32 protein-coding genes and 1 tRNA gene are annotated in these 26,353 nt (G+C 61.7%); 19 read left to right on the top strand and 14 right to left on the bottom strand.

Features of this window, described 5'->3' with window-relative positions:
* Positions 1-48: 48 nt before the first annotated feature.
* Both radC and map read right to left on the bottom strand, forming a co-directional pair.
* The gene (gene radC / locus BQ8482_RS28830) at positions 49-804 is read right to left on the bottom strand and encodes a RadC family protein (RefSeq protein ID WP_123150672.1); all 756 of its coding nucleotides are present in this window, start codon (positions 802-804) and stop codon (positions 49-51) included.
* A gap of 49 nt (positions 805-853) precedes the next feature.
* The gene (gene map / locus BQ8482_RS28835) at positions 854-1,681 is read right to left on the bottom strand and encodes a type I methionyl aminopeptidase (RefSeq protein WP_123150673.1); all 828 of its coding nucleotides are present in this window, start codon (positions 1,679-1,681) and stop codon (positions 854-856) included.
* Between the two features lie 287 nt (positions 1,682-1,968).
* On the opposite strand from map, the gene BQ8482_RS28840 reads away from it, so the two are divergent.
* Positions 1,969-2,265, top strand: a complete 297-nt coding sequence (locus BQ8482_RS28840; RefSeq protein WP_123150674.1) for a DUF982 domain-containing protein — start codon at positions 1,969-1,971, stop codon at positions 2,263-2,265.
* A gap of 116 nt (positions 2,266-2,381) precedes the next feature.
* The gene (locus BQ8482_RS28845) at positions 2,382-3,041 is read left to right on the top strand and encodes a DUF2161 domain-containing phosphodiesterase (RefSeq protein WP_123150675.1); all 660 of its coding nucleotides are present in this window, start codon (positions 2,382-2,384) and stop codon (positions 3,039-3,041) included.
* A 123-nt stretch (positions 3,042-3,164) separates the two neighbouring features.
* Here the strand turns inward: BQ8482_RS28845 and BQ8482_RS28850 are convergent, their stop codons facing one another.
* The 3 genes from BQ8482_RS28850 to BQ8482_RS28865 form a co-directional block, all read right to left on the bottom strand.
* Positions 3,165-3,386 (bottom strand): hypothetical protein, encoded by a 222-nt coding sequence (locus BQ8482_RS28850; RefSeq protein WP_123150676.1) that lies wholly within the window; start codon positions 3,384-3,386, stop codon positions 3,165-3,167.
* A 752-nt stretch (positions 3,387-4,138) separates the two neighbouring features.
* Complete coding sequence (locus BQ8482_RS28855) at positions 4,139-4,381, bottom strand: DUF2905 domain-containing protein (protein WP_342210990.1); 243 nt, start codon at positions 4,379-4,381, stop codon at positions 4,139-4,141.
* Between the two features lie 319 nt (positions 4,382-4,700).
* On the bottom strand, positions 4,701-6,200 hold the full coding sequence (locus BQ8482_RS28865; RefSeq protein WP_342210991.1) for a CYTH and CHAD domain-containing protein: 1,500 nt from the start codon (positions 6,198-6,200) through the stop codon (positions 4,701-4,703).
* Positions 6,201-6,275: 75 nt separating this feature from the next.
* Between BQ8482_RS28865 and BQ8482_RS28870 the strand changes: the two genes are divergently transcribed.
* From BQ8482_RS28870 to BQ8482_RS40170, 3 genes are all read left to right on the top strand, one after another.
* Positions 6,276-6,536 (top strand): hypothetical protein, encoded by a 261-nt coding sequence (locus BQ8482_RS28870; RefSeq protein WP_244603017.1) that lies wholly within the window; start codon positions 6,276-6,278, stop codon positions 6,534-6,536.
* Between the two features lie 229 nt (positions 6,537-6,765).
* On the top strand, positions 6,766-6,999 hold the full coding sequence (locus tag BQ8482_RS28875; RefSeq protein WP_123150678.1) for a hypothetical protein: 234 nt from the start codon (positions 6,766-6,768) through the stop codon (positions 6,997-6,999).
* Between the two features lie 59 nt (positions 7,000-7,058).
* A complete protein-coding gene (locus tag BQ8482_RS40170) occupies positions 7,059-7,181 on the top strand; it encodes a hypothetical protein (protein ID WP_280178880.1) in 123 nt (40 codons plus the stop codon).
* A gap of 112 nt (positions 7,182-7,293) precedes the next feature.
* On the opposite strand, the gene BQ8482_RS28890 is transcribed toward BQ8482_RS40170, so the two are convergent.
* The gene (locus tag BQ8482_RS28890; protein WP_133254855.1) at positions 7,294-7,473 is read right to left on the bottom strand and encodes a hypothetical protein; all 180 of its coding nucleotides are present in this window, start codon (positions 7,471-7,473) and stop codon (positions 7,294-7,296) included.
* 421 nt (positions 7,474-7,894) lie between these two features.
* Between BQ8482_RS28890 and BQ8482_RS28895 the strand changes: the two genes are divergently transcribed.
* The 5 genes from BQ8482_RS28895 to BQ8482_RS28920 all read left to right on the top strand — a co-directional run bounded on the left by BQ8482_RS28895 (position 7,895) and on the right by BQ8482_RS28920 (position 11,876).
* Positions 7,895-8,311, top strand: coding sequence for a hypothetical protein (locus tag BQ8482_RS28895; protein WP_133254856.1), 417 nt, complete (start codon positions 7,895-7,897; stop codon positions 8,309-8,311).
* Between the two features lie 11 nt (positions 8,312-8,322).
* Complete coding sequence (locus BQ8482_RS28900) at positions 8,323-9,495, top strand: hypothetical protein (RefSeq protein WP_123150681.1); 1,173 nt, start codon at positions 8,323-8,325, stop codon at positions 9,493-9,495.
* A complete protein-coding gene (locus tag BQ8482_RS28905) occupies positions 9,492-9,872 on the top strand; it encodes a hypothetical protein (RefSeq protein ID WP_123150682.1) in 381 nt (126 codons plus the stop codon). Before BQ8482_RS28900 ends, BQ8482_RS28905 begins: the two co-directional genes overlap by 4 nt.
* Positions 9,873-10,347: 475 nt before the next feature.
* Positions 10,348-11,208 carry an ATP-dependent DNA ligase gene (locus BQ8482_RS28915; RefSeq protein ID WP_123150785.1) on the top strand — a complete coding sequence of 287 codons (861 nt, stop codon included), beginning with the start codon at positions 10,348-10,350 and terminating at the stop codon, positions 11,206-11,208.
* A 245-nt stretch (positions 11,209-11,453) separates the two neighbouring features.
* Positions 11,454-11,876 (top strand): cupin domain-containing protein, encoded by a 423-nt coding sequence (locus BQ8482_RS28920; protein ID WP_123150683.1) that lies wholly within the window; start codon positions 11,454-11,456, stop codon positions 11,874-11,876.
* 329 nt (positions 11,877-12,205) lie between these two features.
* Here the strand turns inward: BQ8482_RS28920 and BQ8482_RS28925 are convergent, their stop codons facing one another.
* The gene (locus tag BQ8482_RS28925) at positions 12,206-12,472 is read right to left on the bottom strand and encodes a ribbon-helix-helix domain-containing protein (protein ID WP_244603018.1); all 267 of its coding nucleotides are present in this window, start codon (positions 12,470-12,472) and stop codon (positions 12,206-12,208) included.
* Positions 12,473-12,500: 28 nt separating this feature from the next.
* Here BQ8482_RS28925 and BQ8482_RS28930 point away from each other — a divergent pair, with 28 nt between their 5' ends.
* Positions 12,501-12,794 carry a hypothetical protein gene (locus BQ8482_RS28930; RefSeq protein WP_123150685.1) on the top strand — a complete coding sequence of 98 codons (294 nt, stop codon included), beginning with the start codon at positions 12,501-12,503 and terminating at the stop codon, positions 12,792-12,794.
* Between the two features lie 15 nt (positions 12,795-12,809).
* On the opposite strand, the gene BQ8482_RS28935 is transcribed toward BQ8482_RS28930, so the two are convergent.
* The gene (locus tag BQ8482_RS28935; protein WP_082982500.1) at positions 12,810-12,974 is read right to left on the bottom strand and encodes a type II toxin-antitoxin system antitoxin; all 165 of its coding nucleotides are present in this window, start codon (positions 12,972-12,974) and stop codon (positions 12,810-12,812) included.
* Between the two features lie 91 nt (positions 12,975-13,065).
* Between BQ8482_RS28935 and BQ8482_RS28940 the strand changes: the two genes are divergently transcribed.
* From BQ8482_RS28940 to BQ8482_RS37875, 3 genes are all read left to right on the top strand, one after another.
* Entirely contained in the window at positions 13,066-13,284 is a 219-nt protein-coding gene (locus BQ8482_RS28940) for a hypothetical protein (protein WP_133254857.1), read from the top strand.
* Positions 13,285-13,387: 103 nt separating this feature from the next.
* Positions 13,388-13,597 (top strand): hypothetical protein, encoded by a 210-nt coding sequence (locus tag BQ8482_RS28945; RefSeq protein WP_123150687.1) that lies wholly within the window; start codon positions 13,388-13,390, stop codon positions 13,595-13,597.
* A 434-nt stretch (positions 13,598-14,031) separates the two neighbouring features.
* Positions 14,032-14,418, top strand: a complete 387-nt coding sequence (locus tag BQ8482_RS37875; RefSeq protein WP_133254858.1) for a hypothetical protein — start codon at positions 14,032-14,034, stop codon at positions 14,416-14,418.
* Positions 14,419-14,536: 118 nt separating this feature from the next.
* Here the strand turns inward: BQ8482_RS37875 and BQ8482_RS28950 are convergent, their stop codons facing one another.
* From BQ8482_RS28950 to phaC, 4 genes are all read right to left on the bottom strand, one after another.
* Positions 14,537-14,929: a nucleotidyltransferase family protein gene (locus BQ8482_RS28950; protein ID WP_133254859.1), complete on the bottom strand. Its 393-nt coding sequence runs from the start codon at positions 14,927-14,929 to the stop codon at positions 14,537-14,539.
* Between the two features lie 96 nt (positions 14,930-15,025).
* Positions 15,026-15,100, bottom strand: a tRNA-Glu gene (locus tag BQ8482_RS28955).
* 189 nt (positions 15,101-15,289) lie between these two features.
* A complete protein-coding gene (locus tag BQ8482_RS28960; protein ID WP_123150689.1) occupies positions 15,290-16,561 on the bottom strand; it encodes a YcbK family protein in 1,272 nt (423 codons plus the stop codon).
* Between the two features lie 215 nt (positions 16,562-16,776).
* Positions 16,777-18,612, bottom strand: coding sequence for a class I poly(R)-hydroxyalkanoic acid synthase (gene phaC / locus BQ8482_RS28965; protein ID WP_123150690.1), 1,836 nt, complete (start codon positions 18,610-18,612; stop codon positions 16,777-16,779).
* A 66-nt stretch (positions 18,613-18,678) separates the two neighbouring features.
* Between phaC and BQ8482_RS28970 the strand changes: the two genes are divergently transcribed.
* From BQ8482_RS28970 to recJ, 5 genes are all read left to right on the top strand, one after another.
* Positions 18,679-19,116: a hypothetical protein gene (locus BQ8482_RS28970; protein ID WP_244603019.1), complete on the top strand. Its 438-nt coding sequence runs from the start codon at positions 18,679-18,681 to the stop codon at positions 19,114-19,116.
* Positions 19,117-19,195: 79 nt separating this feature from the next.
* Entirely contained in the window at positions 19,196-20,413 is a 1,218-nt protein-coding gene (locus tag BQ8482_RS28975) for an LL-diaminopimelate aminotransferase (RefSeq protein ID WP_123150691.1), read from the top strand.
* Positions 20,414-20,480: 67 nt separating this feature from the next.
* On the top strand, positions 20,481-21,794 hold the full coding sequence (locus tag BQ8482_RS28980) for a homoserine dehydrogenase (RefSeq protein ID WP_123150692.1): 1,314 nt from the start codon (positions 20,481-20,483) through the stop codon (positions 21,792-21,794).
* Positions 21,795-21,934: 140 nt separating this feature from the next.
* Positions 21,935-22,918, top strand: coding sequence for a class II fructose-bisphosphatase (gene glpX, locus BQ8482_RS28985; protein ID WP_123150693.1), 984 nt, complete (start codon positions 21,935-21,937; stop codon positions 22,916-22,918).
* Positions 22,919-22,979: 61 nt separating this feature from the next.
* Positions 22,980-24,764 (top strand): single-stranded-DNA-specific exonuclease RecJ, encoded by a 1,785-nt coding sequence (gene recJ / locus BQ8482_RS28990; RefSeq protein ID WP_123150787.1) that lies wholly within the window; start codon positions 22,980-22,982, stop codon positions 24,762-24,764.
* Between the two features lie 29 nt (positions 24,765-24,793).
* Here recJ and BQ8482_RS28995 read toward each other — a convergent pair whose 3' ends face one another.
* Positions 24,794-25,762 carry a patatin family protein gene (locus tag BQ8482_RS28995; RefSeq protein WP_095492569.1) on the bottom strand — a complete coding sequence of 323 codons (969 nt, stop codon included), beginning with the start codon at positions 25,760-25,762 and terminating at the stop codon, positions 24,794-24,796.
* A gap of 84 nt (positions 25,763-25,846) precedes the next feature.
* Positions 25,847-26,317, bottom strand: a complete 471-nt coding sequence (gene hisI / locus BQ8482_RS29000; RefSeq protein WP_123150694.1) for a phosphoribosyl-AMP cyclohydrolase — start codon at positions 26,315-26,317, stop codon at positions 25,847-25,849.
* Positions 26,318-26,353: the final 36 nt, after the last annotated feature.

Raw genomic sequence — 26,353 nt, forward strand, 5'->3', positions numbered from 1 at the left:
AAGACGGGACGCTTTCGGCGAGAAGCCGACGCATGTTCAAGCAGGGCGTCAGATCAGCAGCAGGCCCTTCATGCTGGCATGACCCTTCTTGCCGATGATGATGTGATCGTGGACGGCGATGCCGAGCGGTTTGGCCGTCTCGATGACCAGCTTGGTCATCTCGATGTCGGCGCGTGACGGCGTCGGATCGCCTGACGGATGATTATGCGCCAGAATGATCGCTGTGGCGGAGAGTTCGAGCGCGCGCTTGACCACTTCGCGCGGATAGACCGGCGTGTGGTCGACGGTGCCGACCTGCTGCACCTCGTCGGCGATCAGTGCGTTCTTCTTGTCGAGAAACAGGATACGGAACTGCTCGCGCTCCTCGAAGGCCATGACCGACCGGCAGTATCCGAGAACCTGCGTCCAGGACGACAAGACCTCGCGGCCTTTGATCTCGCTACGTGCCGCGCGTTGGGCGGCCGCGGCAACGATCTTCAGATCGAGCGCCACCGCCGGGCCGATACCCCTGACCTCCTCGAGCCGCGCGACCGGCGCGCCAAGCACCTCGGCCAGCGTGCCGAAGCGCGCCAGCAATGCCTTGGCGACGGGCTTGGTGTCGGCGCGGGGGATCAGGCGAAAGAGCAAGAGCTCCAGCAATTCGTAATCGGGGAGGGCGTCGGAGCCCGCGGCCGCGAACCGTTGGCGCAGGCGGTCGCGATGGCCGAGATAGTGCGGCTTTTCGACCGACGTGGCTCTCGCGAGCGATTTTATCGGTCTCTCGGGGAAGAAATCCCGCTCGTCGTCGTCGCTGGTTGTCCCCATAAGCCGCCCGCATTTTCTTGACCGGAAAGATCCGGCCCTCGCACAAACACTAGGCCGGCAGGCCGGGACGGTCGAGGCTTTTTGGCGACAGCGTGAAAATCTCGCATCCGGTTTCGGTGACGCCGATCGTGTGCTCGTACTGCGCCGACAGCGAGCGGTCGCGTGTCACCGCCGTCCAGCCGTCCGACAGCACTTTTACGTGCGGCCGGCCGAGATTGATCATCGGCTCGACGGTGAAGATCATGCCCGGCCGCATCTCGACGCCCTCGCTGGCGCTGCCATAGTGCAGGATGTTCGGCGCATCGTGAAAGAGCTGGCCGACGCCGTGGCCGCAGAAATCGCGCACCACCGAGCAGCGCTCGCTTTCGGCATAGGTCTGGATGGCGGCGCCGATGGCGCCGGTGCGGGCGCCGGGCTTGATCGCCGCGATGCCGCGCATCAGGCATTCATGCGTGACCTCGAGCAGGCGCTCTGCGGCGCGCTTGATCGTGCCAACCGGATACATGCGCGAGGAATCGCCGTGCCAGCCATCGAGGATGTAGGTGACGTCGATGTTGACGATGTCGCCGTCCTTCAACGGCTTGTTGTCGGGAATGCCATGGCAGACGACGTGGTTGATCGAGGTGCAGGACGACTTCGTGTAGCCGCGATAGTTGAGCGTCGCCGGCAATGCGCCGTGATCCATGCCGAACTCAAAGACGAAGCGGTCGATGGTTTCGGTGGTGACGCCCGGCGCGACGATCGACACCAGTTCGTCGAGGCAGCGCGCGGTGAGGTCGCAGGCCTTGCGCATGCCGGCAAAGCCTTCTTCGCCATAGAGGCGGATCTGGCCGGTGTTTCTGAGTGGTGCCATGGCGGCGTCGAGATAGGTGACCATTGTGTCCGTCTTGCCGGAAGAAAGGGCTTCTGACGAGCCCGCGCGAAAAGTCCCCCAGATTTGGCACCGGACGGCGCCAGGTTCAAGGACGAACTGCCGGCGATGGGCTTAAGCCGGCGATATTCATACCTCGCGGCTTCATCTTGTGCCTGTCCGGCGCGTGCCGGGGTGTTTGTCCGCACTGACGACATATTTCTGAGCAAGAAGTGGGGCCTGAGCGAAAAGCCGGTCAAAGCAACTTTGCGACGAACAGTGTTGCTGCGGGAACGCGTTCGGGAGAGACAGGAATGGACAGATTGCAATTCGAGGTGCCGGTGCGCATCACGACCGCGCCTGGCCTGCCGGTCGAGGAAATCTACAGCGTCGAACAGGCGCTGGATTTCCTGCAAGGCTGGCCGGTTCGCCGGCAAGGCCCGGTCTATCAGGCCGCATTCAATGCCTGCTTCGGCGCCACGGTCGACCTGGTCGAGACCGAGGAGGCTTGCCGGGCGTTCATGGCGTTCTGCCGGGTGAGCCGCCTGCTGGCCAGGGATATGATGGTTCCGGGCAAGCGTTCGGGCGAGGCGAGGGGGCTGAGGGCTTAGCGGCCGAGCTGGCATCCCACACTTCCATGCGTTCGACGAGCGGCAAATCTGCCCCAGAGCGGCATGTCCTTCGGTGATGCTGTGCCAGCCAGTCACGAATCGGCTATGCCTCGCGCATGCAGGAAACGTCTCTTTACATGCCGGTGAAGCGGTTTCTTGAGGGCCTGGAATTCACCGTAAAAGGCGAAGTTGGTGGTTGCGACGTCGTGGGGTTGCGCGACGGCGAGCCGCCCGTGGTCGTCATCTGCGAATTGAAATTGCAGTTCAACCTCGAGCTCATACTTCAAGGTGTCGATCGTGCCGCGTCATGCGATGAGGTCTGGCTCGCGGCGCGGATGTCGGCCCACGGCAAAGGCCGTGAGCATGATCGCCGGTTCCGCGCACTCTGCAGGCGGCTTGGTTTCGGGCTTCTGGGGGTTGGCTCCGCCGGCAACGTTGAATTGCTGCTCAGCCCTGCCGCCCTGCCGCCAAGGCGAGATCCGAGGCGAAGATCGCGTCTGGTGGACGAGCATCGGCGCCGGCGCGGCGACCCTGTAGTCGGCGGTGGCTCGCGTACGCCGATAATGACCGCTTACCGCCAGGATGCGCTGGCCTGCGCCGTTGCGATGATCGACGGCCCGAAGCGCCCGCGCGACTTGAAAACCATTTCACCACGCGCTGCCAAGATCCTGCTTCACAACGTCTATGGCTGGTTCGCCAGGGCCGAGCGCGGCGTCTATGCGCTTACGGACGTTGGCCGTGCTGCGTTGCAGCGCTGGCCCCAACCGGCCCCATGACGAGGCGGCGCCGAGTTGTTTGAGCGGCTTGCAGCGGCAGGGACCTCTCCCGACTTGATTGCCGTTGCGTTTGGCCCGCTCTGGGCGGGCCAAACGCGTGCTGATCCTAAGGCAAGCCCCTCGTCAAGCGACAGAAGAGATGGAGCGGCTCGCGGTTGCCGGCCGCGCAACCTTGAGCAGATTTGTCAGCCCCAGCGGCACCGACGGCTGGATGACGGGCGTCGTCTCGCGCTCAGGTTTCTTTAGAATGTAGAGCGGCTTGGCTGTCCTCAACTGCTGCAATTGTCGCCGGGCCTTGGCGCGCAGGGCAGTTTCCGCGGGCGCGAGCGATCCATTCTCAAGCACCAGCGTGAAAGCCTGGGCCGCCTCATCCGTCCGCTGAAGGGCGAGAAGGCTGCGGCCCCGGGCATAACAGGTCGATCATACCGGGAACGGCGCTGGCTCCGCCACCGGCATCTGCATCGCTCGAGCGCAACCGGCAGCGTCCAGCGGCGACGTTGCGGCGACTTCTGCCCGGCCCGCTCTGTCCCTGGTGATGTTGCGCGTGGTCGGGTTTGATCTGACAACGCGATCGGATTCGGCACAGCTACCGGACATTGAGCAAAACGGAACCGGCAAGACCCTCAATATCGATACCGTTGCCGATGGCCTCCTGATCGGTGGAGCGTGCAAGCGCAACACGAACAACATCACATGGACAAATCTGACAGAGCAGGGCGAGGACACACAAGGCAGCCACAGGAGAAGCTGGGGCTGGGATCATCCCACGGTGCGGTGTCGCCGTCGATTACAGAGGCCCGGCCTTCCATTGCACTAGGCGGCGGCTCAATCCAGTTCGTTACCGTGCTCTGGAGGCCTGCTGTGCTCTGGATCACGAATTGGGTGGCTATGGAGGCAAGCGTGCCGACGCCGAGGAAGATCAGCCCCAAGAGCGGTCGCAGCATCCGCCGTGACGGCGTTCTTCTGCCGGCGCGCTTTCGCCACTGGCCAGACCGATTGTCGTAGCGAGATTTGTCCACGCCCTTCCCCCAAAGGGAGAATGCGACCATCGCGAGGAAGAGTCCAGAAAGGGGCCGGCTGTGGTCCCGAGTGTCCCGCTACCGGTTGACCAGCCACAGAATAATCGAGAGCACGATGCTGATCAGGATCCCGGTGGCGATCGGAGCATAGAACGTGAAGTTCTCACGCTCGATCACGATGTCACCAGGCAGTCTGCCAAGGCCCATCCGTGACAACCAGGGCCACAATAAGCCCACCGCAACTATGATGAGACCAACGACAATCAGGGTTCGCGACATGACTGCACCACCGACCATCTGCTCGGCGTAAAACCTTGGCACCGGGCATCCCTGAACCTGATCATGACCGTCGAACACGCGATGATAACAAAGGTTCCAGTTTCAAATGACTCGCCTTTGTCATTAGCTGGGAATCAATGGTGACCGGCTCGAACAAGTTGTCGGTAGCCATGCTCGGTCATCCAACGCGCTCGGGCGAGATGCGTGTCGTGAGTGTGCCGCGCGCGCTCGGGCTCGAGCACTGGGTCAAGCCCAAAAACAACCGTCACAACTTCTCTCCACTCCGCACGATCCGCCTCCTCGTCGCCTGCTGGCAAGCGGTGCTAGAGCTTCGTCGGTCCCTATGGTTCTGCATGCTGCCTCAACGCCAGAAGCGCCTCGTGTTGACAAAGGCGTCGTGCGCTTTCGCGGCGTCCTCAAGAAGCTTGGATTTGTCTTCGGCGCTGTAGAGATCCTTCGCCCCAGCCACCTCCGAAAGCTCCAGTGCTGCCAGCATATCGGGGGCGGTGGCGATATCGTTGAGGCTTCCGAGCTGATCCTGCAGGTCCTTCAGGGCCTTGATGAACCGTCGATGGCGTTTGGCTTCCGTCTTGTTGTTGTAAAGCGGCTCGAAGAACTCCGCCGCATAGCGCAGTTTCTTTGCGGCGATGCGCACTTTATGACGGCTCTCGTCATCGGCATCGATGAGGTTGTCGCCGTCCTTCGCCACCTTTTTCCGAAATTTATCAAATACCATCGAGGCGAAATCCGTTGACGACTGCACGTGCAACGTTTCGTCCGATTGGGTTCGCCAGCCCTCGATGGAGATCCACTCGGTGGCATCGATCATCAAGGAGCGGGCGCGCGTTGAGGAGAGCGATGCTTCGACCGCCGCATAAGCCTCGTCGCGTGCTTCACGAAGGCAGCTTGAAAGAGCCTCGCTCGAAGCACGGTCGATCATCACGTCGATATTGCGCGCATCGCCAAGTTCCGAGGTAAGCCATTTGAATTCTTCTCGCAGGTGGTCGAAACGGCTGTCATCGAACAGCGACTTGCAGATCGAGAATAGGGAGCGCAACCGTCGCAGCGACACCCGAGCTTGGTGCAGGGCCTCGGCATCGCCGGACCAGCCCAGCGCCGCCTCATTGAGACGAAACTGTCTGAGACAAGCCGCGGCGATGCACGCGAAAGCCGTTGCTGCGCTCATGTCGGACGTGAGCGGGGTCGGAGCCGCTTTCGCAGCACCGGGCGCCGGGCCAAGCAGACGATAGCCCCGTTCCGCTTTGCTCATCACCCCGAGATGCGCCGGCGTGATCAGGTCGACTTTCCGGGCGAGCGCGAACAGCGCTCTCGGTGGGCCCGCCTTCTTTTCCAACTCGATCTCACAGAGCGGCGACTCGCGATCGGCTGCAACGACCTTGCCGATATCCAAAGCGACCTCGACCGTTGCGTCGTCATCAATCACATTCCAGGAATGCCGTTTGACATGAACCTCGAACAAGGGCGCGAGCTTTGAGCCAGCCCCTGCAAGCAGGTCTCGGATCTGCGGATCGTCAAGTATCGGTGCATCGCCGGCGACCGGTCGCTCCCATTCCTCGCGTGTGAACGATCCGGCCGCGGCGCCATCGCCGGCTTTGACGGTTTGTATCCGTTCATTTCCCGATTGCCGAATGCGAAGCGACAGGCCGCGCTTGGACAGATCCCATCCGGGGGTGTCGAAATAGATGGATCTCTGCTGAAGAATGGTGGGCGAGGATCCGAACGGATTTTTCTTCAGGAGCGACCCTGCACCCGACCGCGAAAGCTCGAGCTTCAGTTCCGTTTCCTGCATGATGGCCTCGCGCAGCGTCGCTTCACGGTAATCGGAGGGACCCCACCGCATGATGGGTCATAAAACTGTCACAAACAACCGCCCGCCTCGACCAACTGCGGCCGGACCTCAAGCCGGCGAACGACAATGCGCGAGCCGGAACCACACTTCTCAGTCCTCGTTCATCCGATGATGCAGGAGAAGGACACAGAGATGGCTACCAAAGAAAAGAAAGAAAAGAAGGAAAAGAAGGAGGCGAGCCGCGTGGTGCAGGGGCAAGAGCTGGAGGTAGAGCACCTGACTGAAATTACCGACGTCTCGCCGAAACAGGCGCGCGCTTTGTTGCGTAAACATGGTGCCGACTGGACCAAGCTCAAAGACGAAGCCGAAGATTTGAAGGAAGACTGAAACTCTCGGCGCGGCTTCTTCTCTCTGTCTCTCCGCCCCATTGCGGAGCGGCACTGCCCGGCCTGGCTGGTTAACGCCCTTCTGGCGAAGGGCTGCTTTCGCCCGTATGAGACAGCCGGCCAGCCGGAACGCGCCGGCGAGGCTTCCATGTAGCGTGAATTTAGTTTCAGCTCATAAAGGCGCTCTGCTAGACTTGGCAGTGGGGAGCCAAAGAAGGAGCGTTGTCGCAATGGATGCAGCCGAATTGCAGGCGATCAGCGATACTCTGATGCGGATCGTGACGCCGGATATGACGCCGAAACAACTGCTGAAGGCGGCAAGGAAAGAACATCCGAACGCGTCAAAGAAAGACATCGCCCGCGCGGCGTTCTTTTCGATTATCGCCAACGCCGACCAGGACGACGGAAAGGCGAAAAACCTACAGGCGTTCGCTATAGCCGAGCGTGTAGACGACGGCTCTTGATCAGGAGCATGGCGCTTGCGTCCAACCAATGCCGACCGAATAGTCCGGCGCCCAAGGACATGAAGAAGCGGCCGGCAACTCAGTGGGTCAAGCCGGGAATCAAAGCCCGCGTGAAGCACCTGCGCGGCGAGGAAGACCTTCGCCATGCCTCGCTGCAGGATTTCTGGGACGAAGGAACTTAATGCGCTCCGCCGGCTTGTGACGGAATGAGCACCCGCGGTACGAACTTCTTGCACAAATGGCTGAGCAGCGGCCTGCCTGAGAGACCATCTGCCTGCACAAAAGGTAGCATCGTCAGCTCCAGATGAACGTGAGGAAGAAGAAACCGGCAATAGCAATTACCGAAATGACATTGGGCCACCATACGGCATCGTGGGCCGGTTTGGCTGGCTTGTACCTGTGCCCCGTGCGGGGCAGCAGGTTCGGATCGTAGCGCATGTGGCGCTTAGGGTCGTATTTGATTAGCCGTTTCATCTTCCTGCACCCCATATTGCGACACATAGGATGGCGGCGGGTGCTCGGGATCGGCATGATATAGCACCTCGCCAAAGAGGATGCCGCTGGTGTGGTTGTTGGTTCTAATCCGGGTCATGAAGTCCGCGCCATCCGTTGAGCAAGTTCTAGCGGCCCGGCAGCCCTATTGGGGTGACCATCAGCCGGCCGCCGGGCCTTGACCACCAGCGAGCTTAAGAGGAGGCGCTGTGCTGGCTGACCAAAAACTTGCGCTCAAAGGCAACCGAAAAGCATCATTCGAACGAACACTGCCCCCGGAAGCTTCTCCAGCCGATGGAGGCACCATGAAACGCAAGCCCAGCAAAACCGGATTCACCAAACTGCTCTCCGTCGACACCACATGGATGTCGGCCGATCCGCTGATCTTGGGCGCCGTGACCTATTGGGCAAGGGAAAGATCGCCGGTCGCGAGACTTCCGAAGATCCAAAGGTTTGGGCTGTCGAGGCCCTGGACTGGTCAGGCCTCACCGGCTGGCTGATGGACGCCAATGGGGGCCTTGAGAAGGCCACGCGGGGCACCCTGGGCCTGTCGATGATCACCGGCAAGCCGATATCCAGGTACGCGACCCGGAACGCTCCTGGCGCTCTGCTCGGCCCGACACTCGACGCCGCGTCCGACATCTTCCAGGCAACGGGCGCTGTCGCGGCCGGCGACTTCAAGCAGAGTGATCTGCACACCGTCCGAAAGCTGCTGCCCATCCAGAATCTTTTCTGGCTACGCACGCTCTTCGACAAGGTGGAAGCCGCCACAGGCGACGCCTTGGGCCTGCCTGACGCCGCACAAGCCAAATCCAGATAGGAGCCCATTTCATGGCCCGACCCGCAACTGCCGCCGTTCGACTCCTGACAGGTGAGAGAGAGCCTGTCCGCCTTGCCACGACCGGCCCGATCGGGGTCGAAGCCGGCGGCTTGCTGACGATCGATGGCGTCGTGACTGAGGTTGGCGACCGCATCCTGGTCAAGGACCAGGACGACGGCACCCAGAACGGCATTTATTCCGCGTCCGAAGGCGAATGGTTCCGCGCCGCCGACGCCCGCACCGCCCGCACCTTGCAGAAGGGCACGACGGTTCGCACCCAGTTCGGGACGGTCAATGCCGACCGGATGTTTATATTTACGACCGATGAGCCGGTGATCGGCACTGACGATTCTGCTGTAACCTTCGATGCGACGGACCATTCCAGCTTCGTCACGCTGACCGACCCGCAGACGCTCATCAACAAGACGCTCATCAACAAGACGCTGACCAGCCCGACGATCAATGGCGGTACGATCGCAGCCGCCACGCTGACCCTGAAGCAGGGCACGGCTCCTACCCCGACTGCCGAAGGCGATATCCAGTGGGATACTGACGATAATCGAATAATCGTTGGCGATGGCGCAGCCCAAGCTGTTTTTGCCAAGGGGCCGGCGACGACCGTTGACAACACTGTCCCGCGCTTTGACGGCACAAAGGGCGCAACCCAGACGTCGGGCGTCACGATCGATGACAGCGACAAGGCAACCGCTTCAGGCGGCTTTTATGTCGGCTCGGCTCGTGTCGGCGGCGTTCCTGATGCAGTTATGGAGGATCAGAAGTCGTCCGGGTCAGGGGGCGGAACGCCGGTCGCTACCACATGGACAACGCATGCACTCAACACCGAAGTTCGCGACCCGTCAGGCCTGGTATCAATCTCCTCCGACCAGTTCACAGCGACTGTCGATGGCTGGGTCGAATGGGAGATTAGATCCTATAACATCTCTAGTTTCGGCTCACGCCTGCAAAACATCACCGATGGCACGACCGCCGGGATGGGTATGCTGGGTAACGGAAACAACGGGCCAAGCTCAGGCGCGACATCGACAGGCGGCGCGGCGGTCGTCGCCAGCAAGGCCTTTGCGATCCAGTACTACGCCTCGACCGCACCCGCGAACGGCCTTGGCCTGGCTCTTTCGCAGGGAACAGAAGTCTACGCCCGGGTGAAATTCTGGAGGACGACATGAAATACGCCCGCATCATTGATGGCGTTGTGGATTCGATTTCGTACGATCTGCCCTATTTCGAAGGCGGCCCAGAGCCGGGATGGACAAAGGTTCCCGCCGATGTTTTCGCCGGCTTTTCATTCGATGGTGAGAAGTTCACCGGCCCAGAGCCAACGCCGCCACCTCGTCAGACAGTTCTGAAATCGCTTGTGCAGGCTCGCATCATCGAAGCTGGCAAGATGGCTTCCGCCTACGCCGCCTTGACGCAAAACCCGGTCTATTTCGCCCGCTGGTTTGCTCCCGATCGACCCGAGGTCTACTGCGACGACCCGGACGCCATCCTGCTAGTCACGGCTCTTGGCCTCGACCCTGACGCGATTCTCGCGCCTATCGTTTGAAAGACGCTTAGCACGGGGCCTCTCTGCTTGCGGTTACCGGCTCAGCCTTTCAACCGTCTCAATTATGGCCTTCGCAAGCGCTTCGCCCTCATGGATCGGCTCGGGACCATAGAGCAGCAGGACAGCTTCTTCGCTCGGCAGTACGCACAGCGGGGCAGGTCTGTTCAATAGCCATGCGAACCAGCTTAAGGCCGGCCCAGGCGTTTTGGATCGTCACTGACGCTTCCACTGCATCCTCGCTGAGATGGTCGGCCCGACAGCCGCTGCGAGTAGGCAACCGACCGCCGGGCCTAACCGGCGGGGTGTGGGCGTGTCCGCCGGCTGGGACGAATAATAAGCCGTTTCATGCATCATTACTAATTTAGTAAAATGGTCACGTTCCGTTCCCCTAGCCGCCAGAAGGGACGGGCCTAATCTCGATTCCGTGCGTAAACCAGTGCGTGCCGGACCCGGCCGGCTTGAGTTCATTCCTCCGATGATGCCTACCTTGGTCGCCAAGCCGCCCCAAGGCGATGACTGGATGCATGAAGCCAAATTCGACGGCGCTCGGATTTTCACCCGCCGCGGACTCGACTGGTCCTCCAAATACCGCGACCTAGCGGCGGCGGCGCGAACGCTGGACGTCGAGAATGCCATCATCGACGGCGAAGGCGTCGTCTTAAATGAGGCTGGCCTTTCGGATTTTGCCGCGCTGCGCAAGGCTATCACTAGGCGCCAGCACGACCTCTATTTCGTCGCGTTCGATCTGCTGCATCTCAATGGCCACGACTTGCGCGACATGGCGCTTGAGGATCGGCGGGAAATCCTGGCCGGCCTTATAGGGTCCGACAGCCGCATCCAGTTCAGTGAGACAATGCCAGGTGAAGCCAACGCGATCTATCATCTGATCGACGCGGCCGGCCTAGAGGGGATGGTATCGAAGCGTCGAGACAGCAAATATCGCAGCGGCCCGACCACCAATTGGCTGAAGACAAAATCCTTCACCGAAAGCGAGTTCGAGCTTCTCGGAGTTGAACGCGAGAGGGGCAAGCCGGCGTTTGCTCTGATGGCTGACCCAGGCACCCGGAAATATGTCGGCAGTGCGTTCGTGAGCGTCAATCGCGAGATGCGTGAGCGGCTGTGGAAGCGCGTCCAGGAACATGCCGGGCCACCGCCAAAGGACATGCCAAAGCGGCCAGCCACTCAGTGGGTTAAACCGGGGATCAAAGCCCGCGTGAAGCATCTCAGGGGTGAGGAGGACCTTCGGCACGCCTCACTGCAGGATTTTTGGGACGCCGATTCGAAGGGCGGCCTCAACGCTATAGAACATCAGTCGTCTTCTGCCATCGCACGCTAAGAGTATGAACAGGCAAGATTTTCGGCGCCAGCTTTGTGAAGGCATATACTTTGCCTTCTGGAGGTCGCGTCAATTTCTATTGACCCCCGTCCATTTGCTAGGGTGCAACTTCCTCGTGTCGTCAGGCAGTTATCCATCCGGCCCTAGGGTCAAACCCAACGGAAGATCAGTTGACTTTGGGCCGCAGCGGCTCATCCTGACTTGTTGGCCTACCTTTCCGACCAACTTTGAACAGGGAGGAAGCAATGGAAGCCGTCAATCGTAGATCCACACTTGCACTCGGTCTTACAATGGCCACAACGCCACTGATCGCTTGGGCGACACCAGCCGCCGCACAGACTTACGGCCCCGATGAGGGCAAGGAAATCGGCCCCGGTGTCAGAGTTGTAGCGCTTGGCGAGCGGGCTTCGGTCATACCAGCTTATAAAACGGTCATGCTACGCGATGTTGTTATCCAACCCGGGGCGAAGACGCCGGACAACATGATGAAGAACGACATGCTCTGCCACATGACTGAGGGAGAACTTTCGGTCGTTCACAACAAAGAACAGTTCACAGTCAAGAAGGGCGATGTTTGGGCCTGCGCTAAAGGCGCCACGACAGAAGGCACCCAGAACACGAGCAGTGCGGTCGCGATCATGCGGGTCATCGATTTGATGCCCGCATGAGGTAAGCGATGGGTGGAAGTGAAGTCCCGCCATCCGTTGCGCGCGCTCGAGCGGCCCAGCGGCTTGCGGTTGGGGGGAGACCGCCGGGCCTGACCAGCGAGCCTAAGGGGAGCTCGCATGGCTGGATATATATGAGTTAGTTCTAATGTAACTGAAACATGCAAATGTAGTACGTCGGCGGCAATTCCGCAGTGTACAAGCCATAAGTGCCTCGCAATGGGTCAGGACGTTTGGCACCGCAATTGCACGGTCAGCAATGCCGGGTACCCCAATGCACGGCACTCATTGGGCCCGTCGCTTCGCAAATGTAGCGGCGGGTCTTCTACAGCCTACGCGCTGCCGCCCGTCTCGCTTTCCTCATCGATCGTGCGCACAGGCAGATAGGCGTTGGCTTCCAGCCATTCGCGCAGCACGATCTGAATGAGGTCAGACCGGCCAATTTTCATTTCAGCCGCGATGGAGTTGAGAGCATCCGCCGTTGCGGGCTCAAGCGACACGCCGTCAGTTCGCACGGGGCGGGCGGTTTGCTCCCAGTCGGGAATTCCGATTTGGAGGCCGCCATTGCACAGCTGCCCTGCGACATGCGAGTTTGTCAACCAAATGGCTCATCATGGGAGTCTCGTCATGTCCATTCGCCGGATTGCGTTGACCTCGGCAGCGGTCACGCTTGCCTTCACAACCCTCGCCCAGGCCAGGCCGGACACCCGCGCCATGACCTGCCAACAGACGCAGGCGCTAATCCAGAGCCATGGCTCGGCGGTGCTGACCACCGGCCCGAACACCTATGCCCTCTACGTCCGCCAGTACAGCAATGCGTGCGACTGGTCGTTAATCCCAGCGGTAGGGTTTGTGCCGACGCGCGATGGCCAGTGCTTGGTTCATCGATGCAGAGAGCCGCTCTACACTCCTCCCGGCTGACGGTGACGAGCATAGCTATTCTGCTGCGCCTTTCGGCAGGTAGCCCTTTTCCCGCAGATACGTGGTCAGGATCTTCTCGACCATCGATGACACAGACCGCATGTCATCCTTCGCCGCTTCCTCCAGAGCATTTTTCAACCCCTGTTCGATGCGGAACGAAATCGGAGCCGTCCTGACCATGGTGTGCGATCCTCATACAATGTAGTTGACGATTGACGACATTGTATGAGATTGTGAGAGGGTAAGCAAACTAAACCACGGGAGAAACCAAATGCCGAACATCACTGTTCGGGCAGCCGCCGAAGGCATGCCCGAGAATCAACCGCCGCCACATCCTAGGCGGTGCGTCATGAGCGCCGACAAGGAAAAGGCAGCCTTCTTCGGTCTGGAGCCGCTGCTCTGCGACACTATCAACATGCTCGATGTCCTCGTAGGCATGATGGACAGTATGGGACTAACCGAAAACCGTCCGGCCCCAATCATGTGCTGACCCAAGGCGAGGCCGATCGGCTTGTCTTCGTTGCCTGCACCGCGGAGTCGATGTCCCAAAAGGCTAGGCAAGCCTACTATGAAGCGCTCGGATGGGATGCGTCATGCTGAAGAAGGACTGCGTTGCCCACTACCTGGAGAAAGCCGAGCGCTTGGAATACATCATCCCGAACTTCGACCCGGCGAACGGGGACATGATCCTGGTGTTCAAGACCGAAGACGCCAGCGGCGGGCGCTCATTCCGCCTCTCGCCAGAGTTGGGCGCCAAGTTCCGTTCCTACATTTTCCAGGCGATCCGCGAGAAGGCAAACTGAGAAATGCCCGGCCGCCGACTTGGCCCGCTGCCTCACGGTGGCGGGCTTTTTTGCTGGGGCGGTCAGTTCGGCGCGATTAACGTTCTCTGCGATTTCCAAAACTGAGTGTCGATCGCGTCTTTAGTAGCCGCCACCGCCAGTACCGCCAGTACCGCCGGCACTGCCACTACTGCCCCCGCTCGATGTAGACGCGGTTGCCGGTGCGGGTGGAGCCTCGCCGCGTGGTGCTGTCATGCAGGCAGTCAAAAGTAATACCGAAAACAGGATGAAGAGGCGCATATCGATAATCTCCTTTGGTAGGGTGTTCTCTATCGACAACGTCTCAGGTCCATCATTATTCCGCGAAGTCTGATCGGAATGCCCGCTGCCTCACGGTGGCGGGCTTTTCACAACTGACAACTCGAACGGCGCAAATTAGCAATTGCTGATGCTTTATGCTTAGCTGGAAAATCATCGTTCAAAAGAGAGGGGTTGAACAAATGTCTACATCACGTCGGGCATTGCTTTCCTTGCTGAGTGCAACTGTCGTATGCGCCGCCATTATCGGTATCGCGTCTGCGAAAGGCGGTGGCGGTGGCGGTGGCGGCGGCCGCAAGGGCGGCCGTGACGGAGCGATGGACACGGGAACCGGCCTAGTAACCAGCCCGGAGAGCGGAACCAGCCCGGTGCAGGTTAAAACTTTCAAATCCTTCCAAGGCAAGGCATGCAACCGTGACTACAAACTGCTTTGCCCAAACACACCGATCGGCAAATGCGATCTTGTAGGCATGAGCGGGCAGTTGTCACCCAAGTGCAAGGCCTTCGTAGAGACGCACCGATGAAAATCCCACTGCTGACCGCATTGACCCGCGCCGCCGACACGAACGCTGCTATCGATCTATCTCGCGACGGGTCCGCTGCCCCACGGTGGCGGGCTTTTTCATCCCGTCGAGGGGTAAATCAATGTCGCGCCCTCGGCCACATAGTCAGTGACCTTCCATCCTCAATGCAGAACTCTAGATGGACAAAATTGGCTTCCCCCTCGTTTGAACTGAGATCTAGGGCAGCACCGTTCTTGTCCAGGAACTCGCGCAAGCGGTGACGCAATTCGTGCAGCCAAAGATTACGTTTGCCGTCTGGGGAGATCTGCAGTTCAACTGCAAGGTCAACATCGGGCCCGTTGGACGTGTCTTTTTCACGCCGCTGCCCTGAAAACTGCGACCCGAATATCCATGCCCTCTCCACTATTTCCTGTTGTTCATCGAGCCACACCAGGAGGCCGGCCAACTGTTTGGACGTCATATGAAGTCCGAGCGCTGCCGGGTTTGCTGGTGGAAGAGAGCTACCGGCCATGCGCTACTTTCTCCAGACGATTCGACCAGCTCAAGTAGGAAATTGGCCAAACGTTGGACAGGGAGGGGGAGTTTTCCGCTAAGTGATTGATTTTTCTGGTACGCCCAAGGGGAATCGAACCCCTGTTACCGCCGTGAAAGGGCGGTGTCCTGACCGCTAGACGATGGGCGCGCTCAGATGTGAGCGCTTATAGTTGCGTTGCACCAAACCGGCAACCCATCTGCCGCTGCCTGCGACAACTTTTTTCAGTGGCCGCAAAACCGCGCATTTTCGGCGCTCTAGTCCGGTTCGACGCGGGACCGCATGCCGTCGTGAGACGGCGCATTGCGGACGTTGCATAATCGAGGGAAGAACCAGCCGCTACCGCCGCCGGCGGCAGCGCCAGTTCCAGTCGCGCTCGGGACCGACGTCGATGTGAACGGATTCGGTATGGCAGTAGGTGCCGACGCCGCCGCGCCCGGGCATGCTGCGGATATAGCTTGCCAGTTGCGCTTTCGAGACGCCTGGAACCTGGATGTCGGCAGCGGCGCAATACATGTGCAGCGAATTCTTGGCGCCGTTGGCGCGGCGGTTGCGGGCCGGATCACGATAGCCGGAGGTGACGATCATCTTCTTGCCGTAGTGGCCCTCGATCGTCTTCAGCACGCGGACCAGCGACGGCTTCAGGCAGGCAACGTCGACATTCTCGGTCTGCTTCAAAAGACCGTTGGGCGCCAGCCGGGCAAGCCCGGCAGCGGATGCCACCTGATAGGCGCCGCCTTCATCCTCGTTCAGATCGACGTCGCTGTCGTCGTCGAGGCCGGATTTGCGCTTGATCTCGAAGAGTGCGGTCTTGCGTACGCCAGGCAGCGCGTCGTCGGTGAAATGGCTGGTGTCGCCGATCGAAGCCAGTTGCACCGGCTTTTCAGCCGATTTGGCCGAGGCCAAGGTGATGGTCGGCTTTGCCGCCGCCGCCTTGGGCTGGGCGGACGCCGGTTTCTCGCCCGACCTGTTGTTGGCTTGCGGGGCAGGGGCCGCCGAGGCGGGCGTGGCGCTGAACAAAGAGGCGAGGAACCCCTTCTTCTTCGGCGCATAGGCTTGCGGCTGCGGCTCTCCGGCGGTCACATAGACCGGGTTGTTCATCGCCGGCGCGGCGGCCTCGGCCTTGGACTTCGGCGCGGCCGTGCCTGCATCGGCGGTTTCGGTCTTCTGCGGAGCAGCGTCGGCCTGTTTAACCGTCTGCGCCGACTGTTGTTCCTGTGGCTGCGGCGTCTGGCCCGCAGTCGCGTCTGCGCGCGCAGGAGCCGTGACGGGGAAGCCGGCATCGGACTTGGCGCCTCCCTGGGGGGCTCCCCCCTGGGTTCCCGGCTTGGCCATTGGCACATAAGCGACCTGCTCGGGAAGGCTTGCGTCGCCCTCGGCGGTCATCGTCATCTGTGAAGTCGTGATCTGCGACGACGAATCGACGGCGACCTGTTGGGTACCAGAGGCCGTGCTGATATCCGTAGCAGAGGCGTTATAACCGGGCATGCCGACTGACAGGGACGGGTCACCGGCCGAGGTGCAGGACGCCAGGAGCACGGAGAAAAGCGCGGCCGCAATGGCGCGGCTTTCTCCCTTCGCGAGGCGCGATCCTGCTGATTTCAAAACCAAATTCCCCCTCGATGTCCGGCCGGTAAATCATTGGCGCGGCGTCGGAACGACTCGCCGAAATAAATCCTTGTCCCCGAACGGAAACGAGACCTGTGTCAAATCCGCAAGCCCCAGAGTAATTCGACGGCTAGAGAGGAATCGAGGCTGCTTAAGGGTTGACGACACCATTTCGTCCTCTTTTGGCGGCGCGTCAACTCACCACACATTACAGAAGGTTACACACGCACCTTGACATAGCTGCCTGGCGCCTCGCCCAGGGTTTTCATGTGCTTGCCGGGTTTGCGCGCCGGCACGCGGGTGTCGTCCTTGGCCTCGATCCAGCGTTGCCAGTGCGGCCACCAGGAGCCGGGATGGTTTGTGGCCTCGGCGATCCACTGGTCGAAGTCGCCCGCCGGCTTGCCGCCGGTCCAGTAGTGATATTTTTGCGCCGCCGGCGGATTGACGACGCCGGCGATGTGGCCGGAGCCGGCCATGACGTAGTCAACCTCGCCGCCGAAATATTTGGAGCCGAGGAAAACCGAAAGCGCCGGCGCGATATGGTCTTCCTTCGAGGCGAGGTTGTAGACCGGGATGGTGATATCCTTCAGCGATACCACGCGGCCCGCCAGTTCCATCATGCCTTGCGAAAGTCTGTTCTCGAGATAGCAATTGCGCAGGTAGAAGGAATGATTGGCCGCGGCCATGCGGGTCGAATCGGCGTTCCAGTAGAGCAGGTCGAAGGGCAGGGGATCCTTGCCGCGCATGTAGTTGTTGACGACATAGGGCCAGATCAGGTCGCCCGAGCGAAGCATGTTGAAGGCGGTCGCCATCTTGGTGCCGTCGAGATAGCCTTTCTCGTTCATTGCCTTTTCGACGGCCGCGACCTGCTCCTCGTCGACGAACACTTTCAGGTCGCCGGCATAGGTGAAATCGACCTGCGTGGTGAAGAAGGTGGCCGATTTGATGCGGTGGTCGCCTTCCTGCGCCATCAGTGCCAGGGCCGCCGCCAGAAGCGTGCCGCCGACGCAATAGCCGACGGCGTTGACGTCCTTTTCACCGGTGGCCTTTTCGATCGTGTCCAGGCCGTATTGCAGGCCCTCTCTGATATAAGCCTCCCAGCTCTTGGTGCCGTGGCGCTCGTCCGGGTTGATCCAGGAGATGACGAAGACGGTGTGACCCTGCTCGACCGCCCAGCGGATGAAGGATTTTTGCGGGTTGAGATCGAGAATGTAAAATTTGTTGATCCATGGCGGGCAGATCAGCAGCGGCCGCTTGAGTACGGTCTCGGTCGCAGGATCGTATTGCAGGATCTCGGCGACATCGCTGCGGCCCACCACCTTGCCGGGTGTCGTGGCCAGGTTCTTGCCGATCTCGAAGGACGAGTAATCTGCCTGCCTCAGTTTCAGGTCACCCTTGCCGGCGGCGATGTCCTCGGCCAGCATCTTCATGCCGCGCACCAGGTTTTCACCATTCGAGGCGATGGTCTCGCGAAACAGTTCCGGATTGGTCAGAATGAAATTCGATGGCGAGATGGCGTTGGATACCTGCTTGACGTAGAAGCTGGCCTTGTGGCGGGTGTGCTCGTCCAGGCCATCGGCGTGCTCGACCAGTTCGCCCGCCCAGCGCGAGGTGACGAGATAGGCCTGCTTGAGGAAATCGAAGAAAGCGTTGCGGCCCCATTCCGGGTCCTGGAAACGCTTGTCGCCGAGCTCGGGCTTGACCGCGTCGTCGGCATCTTCGCCGCCGGCACTGAGGCGCTGGATCGAGTTGGCCCAGACGGTCATGTAGCCGGAGAACAGCCGCGTCTGCGCCTCCAGCGCGCGCTGCGGATCGGAAAGCCAGTACTCGCTCAGCTTGGAGAAGGTTTTCACCATGTCGACGACCGGCTCGGCGACATGATCGCGCACCTCGCCTTTTTCCCGCGGCTCGGCCCATGCGGAGGCCGCCTTGCCGGCCTGCTCGATCATGCGCGCCATGTTCAAGGCGAAGCGTTCCGGGTCCTTCACCAGATATTGCTCGACGGTGGAAGGCCGCTCATCTTCCGTTTTTCCCGAATCGGGTGTTTTGGACATGGTTGGCGGGTTCCTCCCGAAGCGTTTTCTTGACATATTACCATGGGATGTCCGACAGGGTCCAACGTGCTCTACCTCGGCTGCCAAGGAAACAATATGACGATTAATATTGGCGACGCTGTTTTTTCTACCACTGGTTTTTCTGGCACTGGTCGTTTTTGCCGCATGGGGGCGGCGATCGTCCTGCTGGCGATATCAGGCTGTTCGAGCACCAACGTCGAGGGTACCACGCCTGTCGCGGCTAGCGACGGGCCAAAGAACACCGGCACCTATCCGAACCTGAATATCCCGCCGCAGGCAGCGGCAGAGCAGTTCACCGAGGCGGAAAAGAACGCCAAGCTCGCCCAGTTGAAAGCCGACGAGCAGGCGCAGGGCTCAAAAGGCGGCGCAGTCAAAGCCACGAACCAGGCGGCGCTGAACACACTGGCAAGGAAGCACGGCACCGACGCGCTGAAGCAGATCGAAACCAAATGCGATCCCGCCCTCGACCCTACCTGCAAATAGGGTTATATCGCGCGACCGACAAGCACCTTTGCCAAAAACCACTTTGACCGTCTGGAATTGACCCACCACTGGAACTGATATGGAAGAATTTCACAAGGTCCGCCGGCTTCCGCCCTATGTCTTCGAGCAGGTCAACCGGCTGAAGGCCAGTGCCCGCTCGCGCGGCGCCGACATCATCGACCTTGGCATGGGCAATCCGGATCTGCCGACGCCCAAGGCCATCGTCGACAAATTGTGCGAGGTCGTGCGCGACCCGCGCACGCACCGCTATTCGTCGTCGCGCGGCATTCCGGGCCTGCGCCGCGCCCAGGCCAATTACTATGCCCGCCGTTTCGGCGTGAAACTCGACCCGGACACGCAAGTGGTGGCGACGCTGGGCTCGAAGGAAGGCTTTGCCAATATGGCGCAGGCGATCACCGCGCCCGGCGATGTGATCCTGTGCCCCAACCCGACCTATCCGATCCACGCTTTCGGCTTCATCATGTCGGGCGGCGTCATCCGCTCGTTGCAGGTGGAGCCGGACGACGGCTTCATTCCGGCGCTGGAGCGCGGCATTCGCCATTCGATCCCGAAGCCGCTGGCGTTGATCCTCAATTATCCGTCGAACCCGACGGCGCAGGTCGCCTCGCTCGATTTCTACAAGGACGTGGTTGCCTTCGCCAAGAAGAACGACGTCATCATCCTGTCGGATCTTGCCTATTCGGAAATTTATTTTGACGGCAATCCGCCGCCTTCGGTGCTGCAGGTGCCGGGCGCGATCGAGGTGGCGGTCGAGTTCACCTCGATGTCGAAGACCTTTTCCATGCCCGGCTGGCGCATGGGATTTGCCGTCGGTAACGAGCGGCTGATCTCGGCGCTGACCAGGGTGAAATCCTATCTAGACTACGGCGCCTTCACGCCGATCCAGGTGGCGGCCGCGCACGCGCTCAACGGCGACGGCGCCGATATCGCCGAAGTGCGCGACATCTACCACAAGCGCCGCGACGTCATGGTCGACGCATTCAGCCGCGCCGGCTGGATCGTTCCGGCGCCGGCGGCATCGATGTTCGCCTGGGCGCCAATTCCGGAGCCGTTCAAGCACCTCGGGTCGCTCGAATTCTCCAAGCTTCTGATCGAGCACGCCGATGTGGCGGTGGCGCCGGGCGTCGGCTTCGGCGAGCATGGCGACGATCATGTGCGCATCGCGCTGGTCGAGAACGAGCACCGGATCCGGCAGGCGGCGCGCAACATCAAGCGCTTCCTAACGTCCAGCGCCAAACAGCCCAACAATGTGGTGCCGCTCGCCGCGCATCGTTGAGTGGCCACAGATCACATCGAGTGGCCACAGATCACATCGACCAAATCCTTGAGGGGCGTCGCCGGACATGGCTGAAGCGTTGCGTGTTGGAATCGCCGGTCTCGGCACCGTCGGCGCGTCGGTGGCGCGCGTGCTGCGCGACAAGGCGGCGGAACTGACGCGGCAATGCGGCCGCGAGGTCGTCGTGTCAGCCGTTTCGGCCCGCGACCGCAAACGCGACCGCGGCATCGACCTCGGTGCGGCCAAGTGGTTCGACGATCCGGTAGGAATGGCGCAGATCGCCGAGATCGACGTCTTCGTCGAGCTGATCGGCGGCGACGAGGGGCCGTCGCGATCATCCGTCAAAGCGGCGCTTGAAGCCGGCCGCCACGTCGTCACCGCCAACAAGGCGCTGCTCGCCAAGCATGGCGTAGCGCTGGCCGAGATCGCCGAGAGGAAGGGCGTACTGCTCAATTACGAGGCGGCGGTAGCGGGCGGCATTCCGGTCATCAAGACGATGCGCGAGGCGATGGCCGGCAATTCGGTGACCCGTGTCTTCGGCATCCTCAACGGCACCTGCAACTATATCCTGACCCGCATGGAGGCAGAGGGCCTGTCGTTCGACGCCTGCCTGAAGGACGCGCAGCGGCTGGGCTATGCCGAGGCCGACCCGACCTTCGACATCGAGGGCCATGACACCGCGCACAAGCTGTCGATCCTGACCAGCCTTGCGTTCGGCACGAGGATCGCCGCCAACGACATCTACATGGAAGGGATTTCCAACATCAGCCAGGCCGACATCCGCGCGGCCAGCGATCTAGGCTACCGGATAAAACTGCTCGGCGTCGCCCAACGCACGGAAAGCGGTATCGAACAGCGCGTGCACCCGACCATGGTGCCGACGGCTTCGGTCATCGCGCAGGTGCACGGCGTCACCAATGCGGTGGCCATCGAAACCGATATCCTTGGCGAGCTTTTGCTCTCCGGTCCGGGTGCCGGCGGCAACGCCACCGCATCGGCGGTGGTCGGCGACATTGCCGACATCGCCAAGAGCCGGCCCGGTTTCCAGCACGGTCCGGTCTTCGGCCTGCCGGCGAAGGAATTGCGGCCGTACAAGAAGGCGCAGATGCGCAGCCATGCCGGCGGCTATTTCATCCGGCTGACCGTGCACGACCGCATCGGCGTCTTTGCCGCCATCGCCAAGCGCATGGCCGACAACGACATTTCGCTGGAATCGATCGTGCAGCACGCCGCCGGGCCGGATACCGCCTTGCAAAAGACGGTGATCCTCGTCACCCACGAGACGACGGAAGCGGCGGTCCGCAAGGCTGTCGACGGCATCACCAAGGACGATCATCTGACCGACAAGCCGCAGGTTATCCGCATCGAGCGCGCGGAATAGGGATTTCTCCTTCTCCTTCAATCGATTGATATCGTTGCGTTTTCAAAAAAGGCCCGTCCAGGTCTTGCTGTTGTCATGGAGCTTTGACACAACCGGCGCGCCTCTGGCGGGAGGCAATGTGCCAACGAGGATTGTCCACGATGAACGTTGCCCAGAACATCGTCGCCGGCCTTGACCGGATACTCACCATGGAACTGGTGCGTGTCACCGAACGCGCCGCGGTTGCGGCGGCAAGGTTGCGCGGACGCGGCGACGAAAAGGCCGCCGACCAGGTTGCGGTCGACGCGATGCGCGAGGAGCTCAACCGCCTCGCCATCAACGGCACGGTGGTGATCGGCGAGGGCGAGCGCGACGAGGCGCCGATGCTCTATATCGGCGAAGCGGTCGGTACCGGCAAAGGCCCGGCGGTCGATATCGCGCTCGACCCGCTCGAAGGCACGACGATCTGCGCCAAGAACCTGCCCAATGCGCTGGCCGTCATCGCCATTGCGGAAAAGGGCAGTCTCCTGTTTGCGCCCGACGTCTATATGGACAAGATCGCCATTGGCCCGGGCTACGTGGACGCCGTCATCGACATCGATGCCTCGCCGGCCGAAAACATCGCCAACCTGGCCAGGGCCAAGGGCGTGCCGGTGTCGGAGATCACCGCCTGCATCCTCGACCGGCCGCGCCATGGCGCGCTGATCGAGGCGGTGCGCGCCACGGGCGCTGCGATTCGGCTGATCGGCGATGGTGACGTCGCTGGCGTCATCCACACCACCGATCCGGACGAAACCGGCATCGACATCTATCTCGGCACCGGCGGCGCGCCGGAGGGAGTGCTGGCTGCGGCAGCGTTGCGCTGCACCGGTGGCCAGATGCAGGGAAGGCTGATCCTCGACACGCCGCAAAAGCTGGCGCGCGCGGCGAAGATGGGCATCTTGGATCCGAAGCGGGTCTACCGCGCGCAAGACATGGCGCGCGGCGACGTGCTGTTCGCGGCAACCGGCGTGACCGACGGCAACATGCTGGCCGGCGTCAAGTTCGGTCGCAATTCCATCACCACGCATACGATCGTGCTGCGCTCGTCGTCGCGCACCGTGCGCGAGATCAAGGCAAGGCACCAGGATCTGGAAAAGTTTTGATTCCCGACTCGGCTAGCCGTCGCATATTGTGAGAAATGACAATCCGCAGACGGCGCGTCGCATGACGGGCGAAAACCGTATCTTCCTCGACGTCAGGCAGTCGGCATCAGGTGTTTCCTGGGAACACCGGCTGACCGAGCGGCAGGACATGACCGCACTCGCCATCGCGCAAGGCTATGGCGTGCCGGACATCGTTGCGCGCGTCCTTGCCGGGCGCGGCGTGACCGCCGAGCAGACCGAGCGGTTCCTTGATCCGACCATCCGCGATCTTTTGCCGGACCCGGCGTCGCTGACCGACATGGACAAGGCCGCCGTCCGCATCGCCGGGGCAGTCGTTGCCAGGGAAAAGGTGGCGATCTTCGGCGACTACGATGTCGATGGCGCGGCCTCGTCGGCGCTGCTCAAGCGGTTCCTCACTCATTTCTCCGTGCCTGCGGAGATCTACATACCGGACCGTATCTTCGAAGGGTACGGCCCCAATCCGGAAGCGATGCGCGAACTCGTCTCGCGCGGCGCGACGCTGATCGTCACCGTCGATTGCGGCACCAACAGCGCCGTCTCCATCGACGCGGCGAAGGCTGCCGGTGCCGATGTCGTGGTGCTCGACCATCACCAGCTCGGCGGTCCGTTGCCGGCAGCGGAAGCGGTGGTCAATCCCAATCGTGAGGACGACCTTTCGGGGCAGGGCCATCTTTGTGCCGCCGGCGTCGTCTTCCTGGCTCTGGTGCAGACGGCGAAGATCCTGCGCGGCCGGTTGCCGGATGCCGCACCGCCGGACCTGCTTGGCATGCTCGACCTCGTTGCCCTGGCGACCGTTTGCGACGTGGTGCCGCTGACCGGCGTCAACCGCGCCTTCGTGGTCAAGGGGCTGCAGATGGCGCGCCAGCAGAGGAACGAAGGGCTGGCGGCGTTGGCGCGGGTCTCGCGCATCGGCGAGCCGGTCAGCACCTTCCACCTGGCCTATCTGATCGGCCCGCGCATCAATGCCGGCGGGCGCATCGGCGACGCAGCGCTCGGCAGCCGCCTGCTCGCCACCGACGATCCCGTCGAGGCCCGCACCATCGCCGAGACGCTGGACCGGCTCAATCAGGAGCGGCAGCAGATGGAACTGGAAATGCTGGCCGCGGCACGCGTGGAGGCCGATGCGGAGCTTGCTGGCGGCAATGGGCCGGCCATCGTCGTCACCGCCAGCTCCAACTGGCATCCGGGCATCGTCGGCCTGCTGGCCTCGCGGCTCAAGGACCATGCGCGCCGGCCCGCTTTCGCCATCGCCTTCAACGCCAACGGTGTCGGCACGGGGTCGGGCCGTTCGGTGTCGGGCTTCGACCTTGGCCGGCTGGTGCGCGAGGCGGCCATTGCCGGGCTGATCGTCAAGGGCGGCGGCCATGGCATGGCGGCCGGCATCACAGTGGAGCGGGCGAAACTTGGTGCGCTCAGGGCCTTCTTCGAGGAACGAGCGGCGGCCGACGTGTTCCGGCTGCAGGGCGAGGAAAGCCTGGCGATCGACGGTGCGCTGGCCGCCGAGGGCGCGACGCTCGGCTTGCTCGATGCATTGGAGAAAGCCGGCCCGTTCGGCGCCGGGCATGTCGCACCGATCTTCGCGCTGCCGCGCCATCGCCTCGCCGATGCAAGGCCGGTCGGCACCAATCACATCCGCGCCGAGTTGCAGTCGGAAAGCGGCGGCCGCATCCAGGCGATCGCCTTTCGCGCCGTCGATACGGCGCTCGGCGAATTCCTGTTCAAGAACAGGGGCAAGCCGGTGCACGTCGCCGGTTCGCTGTCGGGCAATCACTGGAACGGCAACCGCACGGTGCAGTTCCGCATCGTCGATGCCGCACGCGCCTGAGAATCGCTTCCCGCCGCGGCGGATCGCGTTTAAGCCAGAACCGTCTGCAGGCGGGCCAGCTCGTCGATCTGGGCCATCGTCACCTGATAGCCGATGCGGATCGCCTCGTCGGCGCGGTGGAACTCGGTCAGGCCGATATGGCTGAGCTTAGGCTGCAGCGACATGTCAGGCGGGTCGCCGGCAAGTCGCGCACGCGAAATGCGGTCCTGGATGATGTTGAAGGCTTCGACCATGACGCCGGTGATGCCGAGCCGTGTCTGGTACTGGTGCCCTGCGTCGATCTGGCCGGGCCTTGGCGCATCCTTTTCGACGACCAGTTCGCCGGCGCTGTGCTTGATGACGGCGGCGCGGCCGAACAGATCGTAGTGAAGGTTCACCGCGACCACGAGCGGCTGCTCGTAGGCGCGGCAGACCGAGACCGGAACCGGATTGACCAGCGCACCGTCGACCAGCACGCGCCCGTTGCAACTGACCGGTTCGAAAACGCCGGGCAGCGCATAGGAGGCGCGCATGGCGGTAATCAGCGACCCGCCCGACAGCCAGATTTCATGGCCGGTGCGGATCTCCGAGGTGACGCAGACGAAAGGCTTGGGCAGATCCTCGAAACGGATGCCGGCCATGTGCTCGCGCAGCCGTGCATCGAGCTTCATGCCGCCGAACAGTCCGCTGCCGCGCAGATTGAGATCGAGAAGACCAAAAATGCGCCGCTTGGTCAGGCTTCTGGCGAATTCTTCCAGCTCATCCAGCTTGCCGGCCAGATAGCAGCCGCCGACCAGCGCGCCGATCGAGGTGCCGGCGATCATCGACACTTCGATGCCGGCTTCGTCGAGCGCGCGCAGCACCCCGATATGGGCCCAGCCGCGGGCGCAGCCGCCGCCCAATGCCAGCGAAATGCCTGTCTTCTTGGCGGGGTTCGTTTCGGATGCACCGGCGGACGATGACAGGCCATTGGCCTCTCGAACGTCCGGTCTGTTGCGTGATGACGCCCATTCGAGCATCACAATCTCCCTTGTCCCACGGCCAACATACAGGCTGGCCGTATCGAAATCATGAATATACGAGGCTGCAGTTCGGCGAATGGTTCATTTGGATGGTTCGTGGGGCTTTCGATACGTTTCTTCCGCATCGAACAGCGGCTTACTGCCGTCGCTGGCAAGCGTCCCCTTGCCGTCGATCAGCCCCACCGTCCGATAAAAGCAGGAACGCCGGCCGGTGTGGCAGGTTGCGTCGTGGCCCATCACTTTGACGCGCAACCATATGGCGTCCTGGTCACAATCCGTGAGCATCTCGACAACGTTCTGGACATTCCCGGACGTTTCGCCCTTCTTCCACAGTGCATTGCGCGAGCGCGACCAGTAGTGGGCGATGCCGGTTTCCAGCGTCAGCGCCAGCGCTTCGGCGTTCATATGCGCGACCATCAGCAGCATGCCGTCTTCGGCATCGGTGACGACGACGGTGACGAGGCCGCCGGCATCGAAGCGCGGCGAAAAGACCGTGCTTTCTTCCAGTGCCTTCTTGTCTGATGGAGCTTTCGGAAATTCCACTGCCGACATCGCCGGTCCTTGTTCAGAGCCTCGCCCATTCCGATA

This window comes from Mesorhizobium delmotii (assembly GCF_900149755.1).
Classification (GTDB): Bacteria; Pseudomonadota; Alphaproteobacteria; order Rhizobiales; family Rhizobiaceae; genus Mesorhizobium; species Mesorhizobium delmotii.